This is a genomic window from Streptomyces sp. NPDC093064, from assembly GCF_044754605.1.
Taxonomy (GTDB): domain Bacteria; phylum Actinomycetota; class Actinomycetes; order Streptomycetales; family Streptomycetaceae; genus Streptomyces.
On record NZ_JBIVPK010000021.1, the window covers coordinates 56,497 to 72,447 of the forward strand.

The window sequence follows — 15,951 nt, forward strand, 5'->3', positions numbered from 1 at the left end:
GCTGACCGGCTGTGCATGCAGGGCATCTCGTACGTGCCCTACTCGACATCAGCTGGCAACTGCCGCCATTGGAGATGGGGTTCGACTCCGGGCACACTCGCTGGCACCGGCTGGGCCGGTGGCATGAGGCGGGCGTCTTCTACCGCCTGGGGCCGCCCTGGCTGTTGTCGTTGCCGTTGCCGCCCTGGCTGTTGCCGTCGTCGTGGTGGTCGCCGCGGGGCTTGCTGTCGTCGTCCTTGCCGTTGTGCCAGCCGCCGTTGTGGTGGCCGCGGCGGTGCTTGCTGTCGTCGTGGTGGTTGCCGCGGTGCTTGCTGTCGTCGTCCTTGCCGTTGTGCCAGCCGTCGTTGTGGTGGTTGCCGCGGTGCTTGCCGTCGTCGTGGTGGTCGCTGTTGTGGTGGCTGCCGTTGTGCCAGCCGTCGTTGTGGTGGTTGCCGCGGTGCTTGCCGTCGTCGTGGTGGTCGCTGTTGTGGTGGCTGCCGTTGTGCCAGCCGCCGTTGTGGTGGTTGCCGCGGTGCTTGCCGTCGTCGTCCTTGCCGTTGTGCCAGCCGTCGTTGTGGTGGCCGCGGCGGTGCTTGCCGTCGTCGTGGTGGTCGCCGTGGCGCTTGCTGTCGTCGTGGTGGCCGCGGCGGTGCTTGCCGTCGTTGTGGTGGTCGCCGTGGGGCTTGCCGTCGTCGTGGTGGTCGCCGCGGTGCTTGCCCTCGTCGTGCTTGCCGTCGTGATGGCCGCCGTTGTGGTGGTCGCCGTCGCCCTGGTGGCCGCAGTTGCCGCCGCCGTTGTGGTGGCCGCGGCGGTGCTTGCCGCCGTGGTGCGTGCCGTTGTCGCGCTTGCTGTCGTCGTGGTTGCCGCGGTGCTTGCCGCCGCTGCGGTTGCCATGGTCGCCGCAGCTGTCGGGCTGACTGATTCCGTGGCTACCGATCTTGGCAATGGTGCCATCGGCGTGGGCGGCTGTCGTGCAGGACAGCACCAGGCAACTACTGGCGCCGAGGAGCGTTACGGCGATTTTTTGAAGGTTCACGTGCGGCACTATCTAACGGCCCGCCGCAGCCACGCGTCGAGACACTGCGGATATCACCCGGATGAGCTGAACTGCCCCAGGTTTAACGGAGTTTGTAATGTCGGTGCGGGCGGACAGTTGGGTGGCCTCCTGGGTTCGATGCCAGTCGTGTTCGTATTCGGCAGGCGGAACTCAGCCGACGGCGGATCGCACGCTCCCGCAACTCGTCGGGTACTTCCCTGGTGCTGGCACAACAAGAACTCCACGGAACGCAGAGCAGCTCAAAGCGAGGTGGCACTGGCAAGTTGCCTGGGCGGCGCAACGGAACACCGCGAACAACCGCGAGGTTGGGCGGTTGTCCGAGGTGACCTGTGGCTTTGCCGGCATGGGCAGCGTCAGTCGCCGGGTACCTGGAAGTACCGCCGTTCCCTGCGAGTGCCCGCCTGTTCTGGCACGGGAATGGCTCGCGAGGTGGCCTCGCGAGCAGGGCCGCTTGGCATCGTGTCCGCCGCTGCCAAGCCGCTGTTGGTGTCGGCCGCTGATGTCAGTCGCCGCACACGGCCTTGACAAACTCGGCCTTTCTCAGTGGCGTTGGGGGCCACTGCCCCCATCTGATCGGCCAAGCGACCCGTAATCCATCCGGCTGGGGGTGGGCGGCGGCGGGTGCAGGGCGGCAGCAAGTAGGACCGGCCGCGATCGCTCGTCCCGAGCTGTGACTGGATGCGGCTATCGAATTGGATATCGTTTCGAACCGCCATCACATTGGGGGGACATGACCGTCACCAAGCTTTTGAGATCCGCCCTCGTCGCTACGCTCCTGGTCTCAGCCACCGCCTGCGGCGCGTCGTCCGTGCCCGACGTCTCGGCGAGCACCACGATCAGCCCGGGGCCCGCCAGGACGCATCGTCCGGCACCCGTTGACGCCGTCATGCCCGATATGGCCGGCGGTAACGCCGGGAGGGCGTACGAGCAGATGAGCTCCGAACTCGACATGGCCTTCAAGGACGCGAGCGGACAGGGCCGTCCGGTGGACGATCCGGCCGCGTGGAAGATCTGCAGCTCCCAGCCGCGCCCGTACCAGCAGATCACCGATTACCCGGTGGTCTTCTACGTGGTGAAAGTTTCGGAGGACTGCAAGGACACGACGCAGGCGCGGACTGCGCCGCGTGCCGCCGATCTGCCGAAGCATGCGGTAACCGGCGACTAGCGGCCCAGCTTCGGCCCGGCGGCCACGATGGCCACCGGGCCCGTGTGCCTGCGGTTGGTGACGACCGGCTGCGGCTCCGGTAGTTGCTGTGCTTCGCTGCTGTACAGCAGAGCAGATTGACCACGGTCAGGAGTTCGATCGCGGGCATGTTCTGGTGCCGTCGCCCGTTTTCGTGACGACCGGATCGGCGTGCGTGGGTACACGCCTGTCCGGAGTTGTTGGTGTCAGGGTTCGTCACGACGGCTATCGGTGCTGTCTCCCAATATTCGCGAGAGATCGGTAGGGGCCCGGGGGTAGCCTCCCGCGGTGACCTCACCTGACCAGTCGCTCGTGGCTCCCGATTTCGCCGTACCGCTCCCGCCTACCACCGACCGCTTCCGCCTGGAGCCCCTCGGCCCTCAGCACAATGCTGCCGATCACGCCGCCTGGACCTCCAGCATCGCCCACATTCGAGCCAACCCCGACTTCGCCGGCCGCTCCTGGCCGCCTCCGGGGGGCATGTCCCTGGAGGCCAACCTCGGCGACCTGCGCCGGCATGCGGAGGACTTCGACCGGCGCGTCGGCTTCACCTACACTGTCCTGTCGGTCCCTGGGGATGACGTCATCGGCTGTGTCTACATATACGGCTCACGCCAGGACCCTGGTGTTACTGACGTCCGCTCCTGGGTCCGGGCGGACCAGGCTTCCCTCGACGCCGAGCTCTACCGCGTCGTCAGCGACTGGCTGGCCCGCGAGTGGCCCTTCGAGCGTGTGGCGTACGCGCCTCGCTGAACCAGGCGATCCGTGCCACCACGTCCGGAAGGCAGCACGCAGAAGGCCCGCATGTGCACTTGCGGGCCTTCTGATCTGGTGCATCGGTCCGGGACTTGAAGCCCGGACGACTTCGTCCCGAAGCAACTCGGCTGGGCGCTCGACCTCGACCTGGTGTGCCGCTCACCTGCTGCGATGGTCCGCTCTCGTGCGCAGTTGTCCGCCGCTGTACGTCGGCGTTGTCACGCAGTCGGACACTCATCCTCACTGACACTCGGATTGCGGCCAGCGAGGTGGCGGGGCTCACAGCCGCACCTTGACCGCAGATCCGCGCTGATGGCGAGCGGTGGCGGCACGCTCGTGGACGGACTATCGCTTGGGCTGTCTCATCCCAAGGCGCACGTCGCAGGGTCCGTGCTACCGCCGCTCGCGAAGCACGCCCGGGCGCATGCCCTTGACCGGCGGTATATCCGACCAGCGCTGAGGTGCACCCCCTTGCTGGTACCACGGACTCACGCAGTTCTTCGAGGCTGCCGCCAGGGCGAATGACGCGGTGTTCGTCCGGCTGGACTGACGGGCCAGGACAGCGGTGAGACCTCAGCTTGGGAAGCTTATGGCTGAGAGACAAAACCGCTGGCCCCGAGTGGCGTTCCCGTGTCAGGGTCCCCGCCGTGACAGACATGGACAGCATCGTGATCACCTCACTCGCCGAGCGTGCGTCGTTGGCCTCCCGGGTCTACGAGATCGCCGAGACCTGGCCGGCCTTCATACCGAACGATCCGGTCGCGGGTGCCTTGCTGGGCCGGGTGGTCGAGGAATTCCCCCAGTATTGTGTAGTGGCGACGGACGGCGACCGAATTGTTGCGCGCGGGCTGAGTGTGCCTTTCAACGCCGAGCTTGGCGGTCGTGAGGAGATGCCGGACAAGGGCTGGGACCAGGTTCTCGTGTGGGCGTTCCACGACCAGCGCCGCGGGCATTCACTGACAACAGCCAGTGCGCTGGAGATCACGGTAGACACCGAATACCTCGGCCGCGGCCTGTCCTACCGAATGCTGGCCGCGCTGCGGGACGCCGTCGGCCGACAGGACCACGACGTGCTGTTGGCTCCGGTCCGTCCCACAGCCAAGCACCTCGAACCGCGCGTCCCCATGGCCGACTACATCCACCGACAGCGCGACGACGGGTTGCCCACCGACCCATGGCTGCGAGTGCATGTCAAGGCTGGTGGCAGCATCGAAAAGGTCGCTTCGGCATCGATGACGGTCAGCGGCTCCCTGGCCCAGTGGCAACAGTGGACCGGTCTGCCCTTCGACAGCGACGGTGACGTCGACGTGCCCGGCGCCCTCGTCCCGGTGCACTGTGACACCACACATGACCATGCGGTCTACGTTGAACCCAATGTGTGGATCCGGCACGGCGTGAATCCTCACGCCGCCTGACGATCACTGCACCCGAGGTCAGATACTCCTCAGCCCACTGCTTCCCCCAACTCCCATCCCGTCCGCCATCGACCCACACACCGTGGAGCGGGCGCGGTCCCTGGCGGGGCTTGGCATGAGGCGGTCACGCCGACCGAGTCGGGGAGATGGGAAGGTCAGTCGGTCACCGGGAGCGGCCGGACGACCGGAGAACGCCGCCCAGGCCGCCCACCCGGCCTACCGGCAGAGCCTGAAACGGCCGGCCGGGATGGGCGTCCTGCTCGGCTCGTACGAACCGCACCGGCCGATGGCCGGGGGAGGCGCCGACCGCTTCCGATGGACGGAGGCCCTGGATCTGCTGGAACCTGAGCCGGCGGGCCGGCGCCACATCCGCACGTGACCGTGACGACCGTCGCTCAGATGTCCCGGAAGGTCTCGATCTGCGCCCCGATCGAGTTCAGCCGCTCGGCCAAGTCCTCGTAGCCCCGGTTGATGACGTACACGTTGCGCAGCACCGACGTGCCCTCCGCGGCCATCATGGCCAGGAGGACGACCACGGCGGGGCGCAGGGCCGGCGGGCACATCATCTCGGCGGCGCGCCAGCGGGTGGGGCCCTCGACCAGGACCCGGTGGGGGTCGAGGAGTTGCAGGCGGCCGCCGAGGCGGTTGAGGTCGGTCAGGTAGATCGCGCGGTTGTCGTAGACCCAGTCGTGGATCAGCGTCTTACCCTGCGCGGAGGCCGCGATCGCCGCGAAGAACGGGACGTTGTCGATGTTCAGGCCGGGGAACGGCATCGGGTGGATCTTGTCGATGGGAGCCTCCAGCTTGGAGGGCCGGACGGTGAGGTCCACCAGCCGGGTGCGGCCGTTGTCGGCGAAGTACTCGGGCGTGCGGTCGTGGTCGAGGCCCATCTCCTCCAGGACCGCCAGTTCGATCTCCAGGAACTCGATCGGCACCCGGCGCACCGTCAGCTCCGACTCGGTGACGACGGCGGCGGCCACCAGGCTCATTGCCTCCACCGGGTCCTCGGAGGGGGAGTAGTCGACGTCGACGTCGATGTTGGGCACGCCGTGCACGGTGAGCGTGGTGGTGCCGATGCCCTCGACCCTGACGCCGAGCGCCTCCAGGAAGAAGCACAGGTCCTGGACCATGTAGTTGGAGGAGGCGTTGCGGATGACGGTCACGCCGTTGTGGCGGGCCGCGGCCAGCAGCGCGTTCTCGGTCACGGTGTCGCCGCGCTCGGTCAGCACGATCGGGCGGTCCGGGCGGACACCGTGGTCCACCATGGCGTGGTACTGGCCCTCGGTCGCGGTGATGTCAAGACCGAACCGGCGCAGCGCGATCATGTGCGGCTCGATGGTCCGCGTGCCGAGGTCGCAACCACCCGCGTAGGGCAGCTTGAAGTGGTCCATCCAGTGCAGCAGCGGCCCGAGGAACATGATGATGGACCGCGTACGGCGGGCGGCCTCGGCGTCGATGGCGTCCAGGTCGAGGACGGCCGGCGGCACGATTTCCAGGTCGGTGCCATCGTTGATCCAGCGGGTGCGTACGCCGATGGAGTTCAGCACCTCCAGCAGGCGGTACACCTCCTCGATCCTGGCCACCCGGCGCAGCACCGTGCGCCCCTTGTTGAGCAGCGAGGCACACAGCAGCGCCACGCACGCGTTCTTGCTCGTCTTCACGTCGATCGCGCCGGAGAGCCGGCGGCCGCCCACTACTCGCAGGTGCATGGGGCCCGCGTAGCCCAGCGAGACGATCTCGCTGTCCAGGGCTTCGCCGATGCGGGCGATCATCTCAAGGCTGATGTTCTGGTTGCCGCGCTCGACGCGATTGACGGCGCTCTGGCTGGTGCCGAGCGCCTCGGCCAGCTGTGCCTGCGTCCAGCCCCGGTGCTGCCGAGCGTCACGGATGAGCTTGCCGATGCGTACGAGGTAGTCGTCTGCCATGGGGTTGAGGTTATCTCAGATATGAGATGGCGCCTCTTGGGGGGTCCATTCGGGTGATGAGCCGTCAGTGAGCCCTGGGCCAAAGGGTTCGATGCCACCCGAAAGATCTAGACGTTCCGGGCATTCCGGTTGTTCCGGTTACATCCATCGATGTTCCGCGGCGGTGTGCGGTGGTTGCCGCGGTGTGCGGTGTGGTGCGTGGCGTGCGGCGCGCGGTGCGGTGCGTGGCGCGCAGCGTGCGGGGTAGGCGCCTCGCGTCGTACCGCCGCCTCGGCCACGGAGGGCGCGCCGCCCCCTTTATGTGTTCAGGTGCCGATTCCTGCGGCCGGGTGGCGTACTCACTCTGGGGGGTCGGGCGCCCGTCGGCCAGTCCGGCCCCGGTCCGCGCATGACCATTCGGCCCCCATGTACTAGAGTTATCTCGACATCGAGATATCTGCCGGGGTGCACCACAGTCGCCACTCGGTAAGGCATACCTAACTTAGCCTTACCTTACTGGATTGGTCGAGGTGCCGTGGCGGCAGGATCGTGGTGGTAGGCGCACATGAATGAAGGAGACTGTCGTGTCGGCGAACAGCTTCGACGCCCGCAGCACGCTGCACGTGGGCGACGAGTCGTACGAGATCTTCCGGCTTGACAAGGTCGAGGGCTCGGCCCGACTGCCTTACAGCCTGAAGGTGCTGCTGGAGAACCTGCTCCGCACCGAGGACGGCGCGAACATCACCGCCGACCACATCCGTGCCCTCGGCGGCTGGGACTCCCAGGCCAAGCCGTCGCAGGAGATCCAGTTCACGCCGGCCCGCGTGATCATGCAGGACTTCACCGGCGTGCCCTGTGTCGTGGACCTCGCCACCATGCGCGAGGCCGTCAAGGAGCTCGGCGGCGACCCGGCGAAGATCAACCCGCTGGCCCCGGCCGAGCTGGTCATCGACCACTCCGTCATCGCCGACAAGTTCGGCACCAACGACGCCTTCAAGCAGAACGTCGAGCTCGAGTACGGCCGCAACAAGGAGCGCTACCAGTTCCTGCGCTGGGGCCAGACCGCCTTCGACGAGTTCAAGGTCGTCCCGCCCGGCACCGGCATCGTCCACCAGGTCAACATCGAGCACCTGGCCCGTGTCGTCATGGTCCGCGACGGCAAGGCGTACCCGGACACCCTCGTCGGCACCGACTCGCACACCACCATGGTCAACGGCCTCGGCGTCCTCGGCTGGGGCGTCGGCGGCATCGAGGCCGAGGCCGCCATGCTCGGCCAGCCGGTCTCCATGCTGATCCCGCGGGTCGTCGGCTTCAAGCTCACCGGCGAGCTGCCCACCGGCACCACCGCCACCGACCTGGTGCTGACCATCACCGAGATGCTGCGCAAGCACGGCGTGGTCGGCAAGTTCGTCGAGTTCTACGGCGAGGGCGTGGCCGCGACGAGCCTGGCCAACCGCGCCACCATCGGCAACATGTCGCCGGAGTTCGGCTCCACCGCCGCGATCTTCCCGATCGACGACGAGACCATCAACTACATGCGCCTGACCGGCCGCCCCGAGCAGCAGCTCGCGCTCGTCGAGGCGTACGCCAAGGAGCAGGGCCTCTGGCTGGACCCGAACGCCGAGCCGGACTACTCCGAGAAGCTCGAGCTGGACCTGTCCACCGTCGTGCCCTCCATCGCCGGCCCCAAGCGTCCGCAGGACCGCATCGTCCTGGCCAACGCCGCCGAGCAGTTCAAGCAGGACGTCCGCAACTACGTCGACAGCGTCGACGAGGCGGGCGTGGAGTCCTTCCCGGCCTCCGACGCCCCGGCCGTCCACCCCAACGGCGCCCCGACCAACCTGGTCCAGGTCACCGCCCCCGACGGCACCACCTACGAGCTGGACCACGGCGCGGTCACCGTCGCGGCCATCACCTCCTGCACCAACACCTCCAACCCGTACGTCATGGTCGCCGCCGCGCTGGTGGCCAAGAAGGCGGTGGAGAAGGGCCTGACCCGCAAGCCGTGGGTCAAGACCACGCTGGCGCCGGGCTCCAAGGTCGTCATGGACTACTACGACAAGGCCGGCCTGACCCCGTACCTGGACAAGCTGGGCTTCAACCTCGTCGGCTACGGCTGCACCACCTGCATCGGCAACTCCGGCCCGCTGCCGGAGGAGGTCTCCAAGGCCGTCAACGAGCACGACCTCGCGGTCACCTCGGTCCTCTCCGGCAACCGCAACTTCGAGGGCCGGATCAACCCCGACGTCAAGATGAACTACCTGGCGTCCCCGCCGCTGGTCGTCGCCTACGCCATCGCCGGCTCCATGAAGGTGGACATCACCCGGGACGCCCTCGGTGTCGACCAGGACGGCAACCCGGTCCACCTGAAGGACATCTGGCCGAGCGAGACCGAGGTCAACGACGTCGTGGCCAACGCCATCGGCGAGGACATGTTCTCCAAGTCCTACTCCGACGTGTTCGCCGGCGACGCCCAGTGGCAGTCGCTGCCGATCCCGACCGGCAACACCTTCGAGTGGGACACCGAGTCCACCTACGTCCGCAAGCCCCCGTACTTCGAGGGCATGACGATGGACCCGGCCCCGGTCGCGGACATCGCCGGCGCCCGGGTGCTCGCCAAGCTGGGCGACTCGGTCACCACCGACCACATCTCCCCGGCCGGTGCCATCAAGGCCGACACCCCGGCGGGCCAGTACCTCACCGAGCACGGCGTCGAGCGCCGCGACTTCAACAGCTACGGCTCCCGCCGCGGCAACCACGAGGTCATGATCCGCGGCACGTTCGCCAACATCCGCCTGCGCAACCAGATCGCGCCGGGCACGGAAGGCGGCTACACCCGCGACTTCACCGAGGACGGCGCGCCGGTCTCCTTCATCTACGACGCCTCGCGCAACTACATCGAGCAGGGCATCCCGCTGGTCGTCCTGGCCGGCAAGGAGTACGGCTCCGGCTCGTCCCGCGACTGGGCCGCGAAGGGCACCGCGCTGCTCGGCGTCAAGGCCGTCATCGCCGAGTCCTACGAGCGCATCCACCGCTCGAACCTCATCGGCATGGGCGTCCTGCCGCTCCAGTTCCCGGAGGGTCAGACGGCCGAGTCCCTCGGCCTGACCGGCGAGGAGACCTTCTCCATCACCGGTGTCACCGAGCTCAACGACGGCCGCACGCCGAGCACGATGAAGGTCACCACCGACAGCGGTGTCGAGTTCGACGCGGTCGTCCGCATCGACACCCCCGGTGAGGCGGACTACTACCGCAACGGCGGCATCATGCAGTACGTCCTGCGCAACCTGATCGGCAAGTAACGGATCCGGTAGGGCAGTTGGGCCGCATCCCCGGTAACGGGGGTGCGGCCCTCGCTCTTTCGCACCAGACGTTTACAGCCGCCGCCGTCCGCGCTAGCTTCACTTGCAGTGAGGTGGGAGCGCTCCCATAACGGCGGACCGGAACCTGCCGTCCGGGGTGCTCCCACCTCGCCCTCCCGTTGGGCGACGCCGCGCACAGGTGGAGCCGGCTTGTGGCGACACCAATGGTCGGTCACGCGGCCGCCGGCCTCCCCCCGGGCGGGCAGGGCACGGTGAACGGCCTGTCCTTCACCTCGCCCAACTCGCCCAGCGGGCGCCCGGACAACGCCTCGGCGCCCGGCCAGAGCATCGAACTGGCCACGCCCGCCGCCCGGTTGTCCTTCGTCGGCTGCGCGGTCAGCGGCAACCAGCAGACCAGGGCCACCGTTACCTACACATACGGCACCACGGGCACCGTCGACCTCTCCTCCACCGACTGGACCGTCGGAGGAGGCGACCTGCACGTCTTCACCGTCGCCACGGGCTGACCGGACCCCCGTTCCCCGGGACGGCACGAAGGGGCGGGCCCGGCGGGCCCGCCCCTTCCTCATGCTGGATGCCGTGGTGCGTCAGGCCAGCAGTTCCACCTCCGCCAGCGTCGAGGCGTCGTCCAGGACCAGGCGGTACTTCTGGTAGGTGCCCGGTGCGGCGATCGTGAAGGGGCGGGTCTGCTTGCCCCAGGCGAAGGACTCGCCCGAGCGCTGGTCCACCGTCTTCCAGGTCGTGCCGTCCGCGGATGCCTGGAGGGTCCAGCCGGTCGGGGCCTTGGTGCGGTCGGCGGACGAGGTCAGGGTGTACTGGACGGCCTTGACGGGGCCGGCCACCGGCAGGTCCACCGCCGTCACCGCGGCCTCCGTCGACGAGGTGTCGTCGAACAGCGGCCCGTCGCCCTTCAGCACGTCCGCCCGCGGGCTCGGTGCCTTGTCGCCGGTCGTGATGGACGCCGGCGCCGCGTCCGTGCCCGTGCCCCACGACGAGGGCCGCGGACCCATGTCGAACTGGAGGACACCGCCCTTCGACAGCAGGGAGTGGGGCAGGCTCGTCGAGTTCCACGCCTTGTCGTTGAACCGTACGCCCTGCACGTACACGTTCTTCGCGCTGTTCTTCGGGGCCTGGATCACCAGATCGCGGCCCCCGTCCAGATGCACCGTCGCCTTGGTGAACAGTGGGGAGCCGATGGCGTACTCGCCGCCGCCCATGACCAGCGGGTAGAAGCCGAGCGCGGAGAACAGGTACCAGGCCGACTGCTCGCCGTTGTCCTCGTCGCCGAGGTAGCCCTGGCCGATATCGCTGCCGACGTACAGCCGGGAGAGCGTCTCACGGACCTTCTCCTGCGCCTTCCACGGCTGCCCCGCCGCGTCGTACATGTAGATCACGTGGTGGGCGGGCTGGTTGGAGTGGCCGTACTGGCCCATCCGCACGTCCCGCGCTTCGGTCATCTCGTGGATGACACCGCCGTAGGACCCGACGAACTCCGGGGAGGCCGTCTCGGGAGTGGCGAAGTAGGTGTCGAGCTTGTTCGCCAGGCCCTTCTGGCCGCCGTACAGGTTCGCCAGGCCCCGGCTGTCCTGCGGGGCGGTGAAGGCGTAGCCCCAGCCGTTGGTCTCCGTGTAGTCGTAACCCCACACACGCGGGTCGTACTTCGACGGGTCGAGGCGCCAGTCGCCCCGGGCGTTGCGGCCCTGGAAGAAGCCGATCCGGGAGTCGAAGAGCTTTACGTAGTCCTGGGCCCGGTTGAGGAAGTACTCCGCCTCCTCCTTGTAGTGCTTCTCGCCCGTCTTCTTGTAGAGGGCCTCGCCCATCTTCGCGATGCCGTAGTCGTTGACGTAGCCCTCCATCGCCCAGGACAGGCCCTCGCCGGTGGCCGTGCTGGTGTAGCCGAGGAAGGGGGAGGTGGCCATGCCCTTGCGGCCCACGCCCGAGGACGACGGCACCACGGTGGCGTTCTTCAGGGCCGCGTCGTAGGCCGCCTTCGCGTCCATCGGCACGCCCTTGAGGTACGCGTCCGCGAAGGCCACGTCCGAGGAGGTACCGGTCATCAGGTCGGCGTAGCCGGGGGAGGACCAGCGGGAGGTCCAGCCGCCGTCCCTGTACTGCTGCAAGAAGCCGTCGACCATCTCACCGGCCTGACCGGGTGTCAGCAGCGAGTACGCCGGCCAGGTGGTCCGGTAGGTGTCCCAGAAGCCGTTGTTGACGTACACCTTGCCGTCGACGATCTTCGCGCCGGTGTGGGTCGGTGTGTCCTGGCTGGGCATCGGCGAGAACGGGGAGGCGTACTGGTCCTTCCCGCCGACCTTCTCGAAGCCGGAGTTCGGGTACAGGTACAGCCGGTACATGCTGGAGTAGAGCGTGGTCAACTGGTCGGGCGTGGCGCCCTGGACCTCGACCTTGCCGAGCAGCTTGTCCCAGGTCCGCTGGGCGGACGCCTTGACGGTGTCGAAGGAGGCGCCGTCCGGGACCTCCTGGCGCAGGTTGTCCTTCGCCTGGTCGACGCTGATGAGGGAGGTGGCGAGGCGCAGGGTGACCGTGCGGTCCTTGCCCGCGTCGAAGCGCAGGTAGCCCTTGACGCCGCTCGACGAGCCTTCCTTCACGGGCTTGTCGAACACGCCGTAGACGAACAGCCGGGTGGCGCCGGTGGACAGCCCGGACTTGACGTCCGAGTAGCCGGTGATGACACCGTGCTCCTTGTCCAGGCTGAGGCCCGCCTGCTCGGTGACGTTGTCGAACAGCACGCTCGCGTCGTCGCCCGGGTAGGTGAAGCGCAGGACGGCCGCGTGGTCGGTCGGCGTCATCTCCGCCTTGAGGCCGTTCTCGAAGCGCACCCCGTAGTAGTACGGTCGCGCGGTCTCGTTCTCGTGCCGGAAGGCGAGCGCGCGGGCGCCGCGGCCGGTGTCCGGGGTGCCCGCGGCGGCGGACGGCATCACCTGGAAGGTCTGCCGGTCGCCCATCCAGGGGCTCGGCTCATGGCTCGCGCTGAACGCCTGGACCGTCGGCAGGTTGTCGTCGTTGTTCGCGCGCGCGTACTCGTACAGCCAGCTCAGCGAGGACGCGTTGGTCACCGGCGTCCAGAAGTTGAAGCCGTGCGGCAGGGCGGTCGCGGGGAAGTTGTTGCCGCGCGAGAAGCTGCCGCTGGAGTTGGTGCCGCGGGTGGTCAGCGCGTAGTCCGACAGATGCGCCTTCGGCTTCTCCTGCGGCGTCTGCTTGATCACCACGTCGTCCAGCCAGCCGCGGAACTTCGCGGGGCCGGTGGGGGAGTCGTAGGCGAGGAGGACCCGGTCGATGGTCTTGCCCGCGGCGACCGAACCGATCCGGGAGGCCACGTTGTTCCACTGGTTGACGTACAGCGTCTTGGCCGCGCCCTGGCCCTGCGGGCTCAGGGTGAAGCCGTGCTGGTCGGTCGCGCCCAGCCGGCTCAGGTAGGTGCCGTCGGTGAAGGCGAGGTCGACGGCGACGTTGGTGGCGTCGTAGTCGCGGTCGCCGTCGGCCATCGACGGGTAGAGGCGGTACGACAGCTGCGTGTCGGGGAGCACCTTGACGTTGACGTCGAAGACCTTGTTGTACGAGTACGCCCGGCCCTTCGCGGTGTGCCGGCCCGCGTACCGCAGGGCCCGCTTGCCCGTGTAGCCGGCGCCCGACTTCGCGGTCGGGGAGCCGCTCGGGCCGCGGTCGACCAGCGAGAGCATGTCCTGCGGGACCGGCGCGTCGTCGCCGCCGGTGGAGAACAGCACATCGGCGAGCTGGAGTATGCCCGAGGCGCCGTTGTTCCTGGTGACGTCGAGCCGGAAGTGCTGGTACTCGGCCGGTTCGGCCAGGTCGAAGGTCCTGGTCTGGAACCGCTCGGAGAAGCTCTCCCCGGTGCGGGTGTCGAGGGCCTTCCAGTCCTTGCCGTCGGTGGAGCCCTTCAGGGTCCAGTCCTTGGGGTCGCGCCCGTCGAAGTCGTTGGCGGACGTGAGGGCGTAGCGGGTGATCTCCACCGGCTTGTCGAAGTCGAACTCGACCCAGCCGGTGGGCTCGAACGTCAGCCACTTGGTACCGGACTCGCCGTCGACGAGGTTCTCCTTCACCTCCCCGCCGCCCGTGTTCTCCCCGCTGGCCCGGACCTCGGTGATGTGGTCGTCCACATTGCCCGGTATGCCGGTGCTGTAGCCGCCGTCCACGCCCGAGGCGCGCTTGCCGCCGCCGGGAGCGGTGTCGACCGTGTTCAGCCAGTCCGGTGCCGGATCGCCGGCCTCGAACGAGGAGCTGAACTCCCGGTCGGCGGCCGGGGGCTTGCCGGGCAGGGCGACCGCGGCCCCCTGCGAGCCGGCTGCCGTGACGAAGGCGGCCGTGATGACGACCGCCGGACCCCATCTGTGCCGTACTCTGCGCTGCATGCGCGGCGTCCCTCCCTGGGTTCGGACAACGTTGTCAGCTCTTTACGCAAGGACCAGTAGGGAGCCAAGTGGCCAGTGATGTCAAGGGTGTTGGGTGTGGCATTCGGGCGCAAAGGCACGGATATCTCCGTCAACGGAAGCCCGTGGACGGCTCATGTTTTGCGTGAGGTCTCAACTCGGAAAAGACCCGCGGTGAACCTTGCTCTCGATCTTGCTCCGTTGACGGGAAGTGGACTATACCTGTCGGCGTCCGTGCGACCGCGAGAACGGCCGGAAGCGGACCCGGGGGAGTCAGTCGGAAAGGGTGGTTCGACGTGTGAAACGCGTTCGCCTCCTTGTCTTCCGTCCGATCCCGGTAGATGACGCACGAAGCACTTCCTGCACCACCCAGCTTGACCCGACCGCGGTGCCGGGGAGGATCCGGTTCACCGCCTGAGTCCTGGAGAAGGCGAGGACTTGAGCATGGGATCCACTTCCGCCGAGAACCACGGAGGCGTCGGCCGCCGGGCTCTGATCAAGCGGTCCGCCGCACTCGGTCTCATCAGCGTTCCCGCGATGGGCTTCCTGTCCGCCTGCGCCAGTGGTGGTGGCGGTGGCGGCCAGGAGAAGGCCAAGACGGGCAAGAAGACCGAGAAGAACCCGCTCGGTGTCAATGACACCGCGCAGATGGAATTCGTCCTGTTCGACGGCGGCTTCGGCAAGGAGTACGCCGAGGACGCCGTGAAGGTCTACCAGAAGGACTTCCCCAAGGCGAAGACCAAGTTCGCCGCCACGCAGAAGATCCAGTCGACGCTCCAGCCGCGCTTCAACCAGGGCAACCCGCCGGACCTCATCGACAACTCCGGTGCGGAGCAGATGGACATGGGCGTCCTCGTGGGCAAGAGCCAGCTCGCGGACCTCACCCCGCTGCTGGACGCCGCGTCCTACGACGACCCGAGCAAGAAGGTCCGCGACACCCTGCGCCCGGGCATCGTGGAGATGGGCCAGTTCGACGGCCAGCCGGTCTGGATCATGTACTACGCCTACACGGTCTACGGCGTGTGGTACTCGCAGAAGGCCCTGGACTCGCTGGACGAGAAGTACCCGGAGACCTGGGACGAGATGCTCAAGGTCTGCGAGAAGGCCAAGAAGAAGGGCATGGCCGGCTGGACCTACGCCGGCAAGTACCCCTACTACCTGCCCTTCTCGCTCTACCCGATGATCGGCAAGGTCGGCGGCCGCGAGGCCCTGGACGCCATCGACAACCTCGAGCCCAACGCCTGGAAGCATCCGGCGGTCAAGGCCTGCTTCGAGGCCTACTACGAGCTCTACCAGAAGGGCTACGTCCTCAAGGGCACCCCGGGTCTGGACCACATCCAGTCGCAGACCGCCTGGGCCAAGGGCAAGGCGCTGTTCATCCCGAACGGCTCCTGGGTGGAGAACGAGTCCGCGAACGTCATCCCGGCCGACTTCAACCTTGCGGTCTCCGCGCCCACTGGCATCGACAGCTCCGACAAGATGCCGTTCGGCACCATCTGGGCCTCCGGCGGCGAGCCGTTCATCGTCCCGGCCAAGGCCAAGAACCCCGAGGGCGGCATGGAGCAGCTGCGCATCATGCTCAGCGAGGCCTCCTCGAAGAACTTCACCGCCAAGGTGAAGTCGCTCACCGCGTACAACGGCGGTACGGACGGCATCGACCTCACCCCCGGACTGAAGTCCGGAGTCGCGGCGCTGGACAAGGCGGGCTCCAACGTGGTGAACCCGCGGCTCCAGGACTGGTACGTGCAGCTCCAGAAGGAGAAGATCGGTGTGTCGGGCATCGGCGAGATGATGGCCGGCCGCCTCACCCCGGCCGAGGCCATCAAGAAGATCCAGGGCTTCGCCGACGAGGCCGCCAAGGACCAGTCGATCAAGCACTACAAGCACCAGTAGTCCTGAGGATCCGTCACCAGCGGTACCACCCG

Annotated in this window: 8 protein-coding genes and 2 pseudogenes; 7 read left to right on the top strand and 3 right to left on the bottom strand. The window is 67.8% G+C overall.

All coding sequences use genetic code 11. The annotated features are described in order from the left end of the window. Nucleotides 1-139 precede the first annotated feature (139 nt). Nucleotides 140-1,015 (bottom strand): hypothetical protein, encoded by an 876-nt coding sequence (locus ACIQFZ_RS24220; protein ID WP_402692111.1) that lies wholly within the window; start codon nucleotides 1,013-1,015, stop codon nucleotides 140-142. A 751-nt stretch (nucleotides 1,016-1,766) separates the two neighbouring features. Between ACIQFZ_RS24220 and ACIQFZ_RS24225 the strand changes: the two genes are divergently transcribed. From ACIQFZ_RS24225 to ACIQFZ_RS24240, 4 genes and pseudogenes are all read left to right on the top strand, one after another. Then, nucleotides 1,767-2,201 carry a hypothetical protein gene (locus ACIQFZ_RS24225; protein WP_383057713.1) on the top strand — a complete coding sequence of 145 codons (435 nt, stop codon included), beginning with the start codon at nucleotides 1,767-1,769 and terminating at the stop codon, nucleotides 2,199-2,201. 306 nt (nucleotides 2,202-2,507) lie between these two features. Further along, a complete protein-coding gene (locus tag ACIQFZ_RS24230) occupies nucleotides 2,508-2,972 on the top strand; it encodes a GNAT family N-acetyltransferase (protein ID WP_402692112.1) in 465 nt (154 codons plus the stop codon). 659 nt (nucleotides 2,973-3,631) lie between these two features. Further along, on the top strand, nucleotides 3,632-4,390 hold the full coding sequence (locus ACIQFZ_RS24235) for an N-acetyltransferase (protein WP_402692113.1): 759 nt from the start codon (nucleotides 3,632-3,634) through the stop codon (nucleotides 4,388-4,390). 190 nt (nucleotides 4,391-4,580) lie between these two features. Further along, nucleotides 4,581-4,769, top strand: a pseudogene (locus ACIQFZ_RS24240) (flavoprotein); the annotation flags it as partial. Between the two features lie 16 nt (nucleotides 4,770-4,785). Here the strand turns inward: ACIQFZ_RS24240 and ACIQFZ_RS24245 are convergent. Beyond that, a complete protein-coding gene (locus ACIQFZ_RS24245; RefSeq protein WP_365422208.1) occupies nucleotides 4,786-6,315 on the bottom strand; it encodes a UDP-N-acetylglucosamine 1-carboxyvinyltransferase in 1,530 nt (509 codons plus the stop codon). 563 nt (nucleotides 6,316-6,878) lie between these two features. On the opposite strand from ACIQFZ_RS24245, the gene acnA reads away from it, so the two are divergent. Further along, nucleotides 6,879-9,596 carry an aconitate hydratase AcnA gene (gene acnA / locus ACIQFZ_RS24250; RefSeq protein WP_383057715.1) on the top strand — a complete coding sequence of 906 codons (2,718 nt, stop codon included), beginning with the start codon at nucleotides 6,879-6,881 and terminating at the stop codon, nucleotides 9,594-9,596. A gap of 236 nt (nucleotides 9,597-9,832) precedes the next feature. After that, nucleotides 9,833-10,090: pseudogene (locus ACIQFZ_RS24255) on the top strand (hypothetical protein); the annotation flags it as partial. 114 nt (nucleotides 10,091-10,204) lie between these two features. On the opposite strand, the gene ACIQFZ_RS24260 reads toward ACIQFZ_RS24255, so the two are convergent. Then, complete coding sequence (locus ACIQFZ_RS24260; RefSeq protein ID WP_402692114.1) at nucleotides 10,205-14,008, bottom strand: GH92 family glycosyl hydrolase; 3,804 nt, start codon at nucleotides 14,006-14,008, stop codon at nucleotides 10,205-10,207. Nucleotides 14,009-14,470: 462 nt separating this feature from the next. On the opposite strand from ACIQFZ_RS24260, the gene ngcE reads away from it, so the two are divergent. Further along, nucleotides 14,471-15,919 (top strand): N-acetylglucosamine/diacetylchitobiose ABC transporter substrate-binding protein, encoded by a 1,449-nt coding sequence (gene ngcE / locus ACIQFZ_RS24265; RefSeq protein ID WP_365422216.1) that lies wholly within the window; start codon nucleotides 14,471-14,473, stop codon nucleotides 15,917-15,919. Nucleotides 15,920-15,951 lie beyond the last annotated feature (32 nt).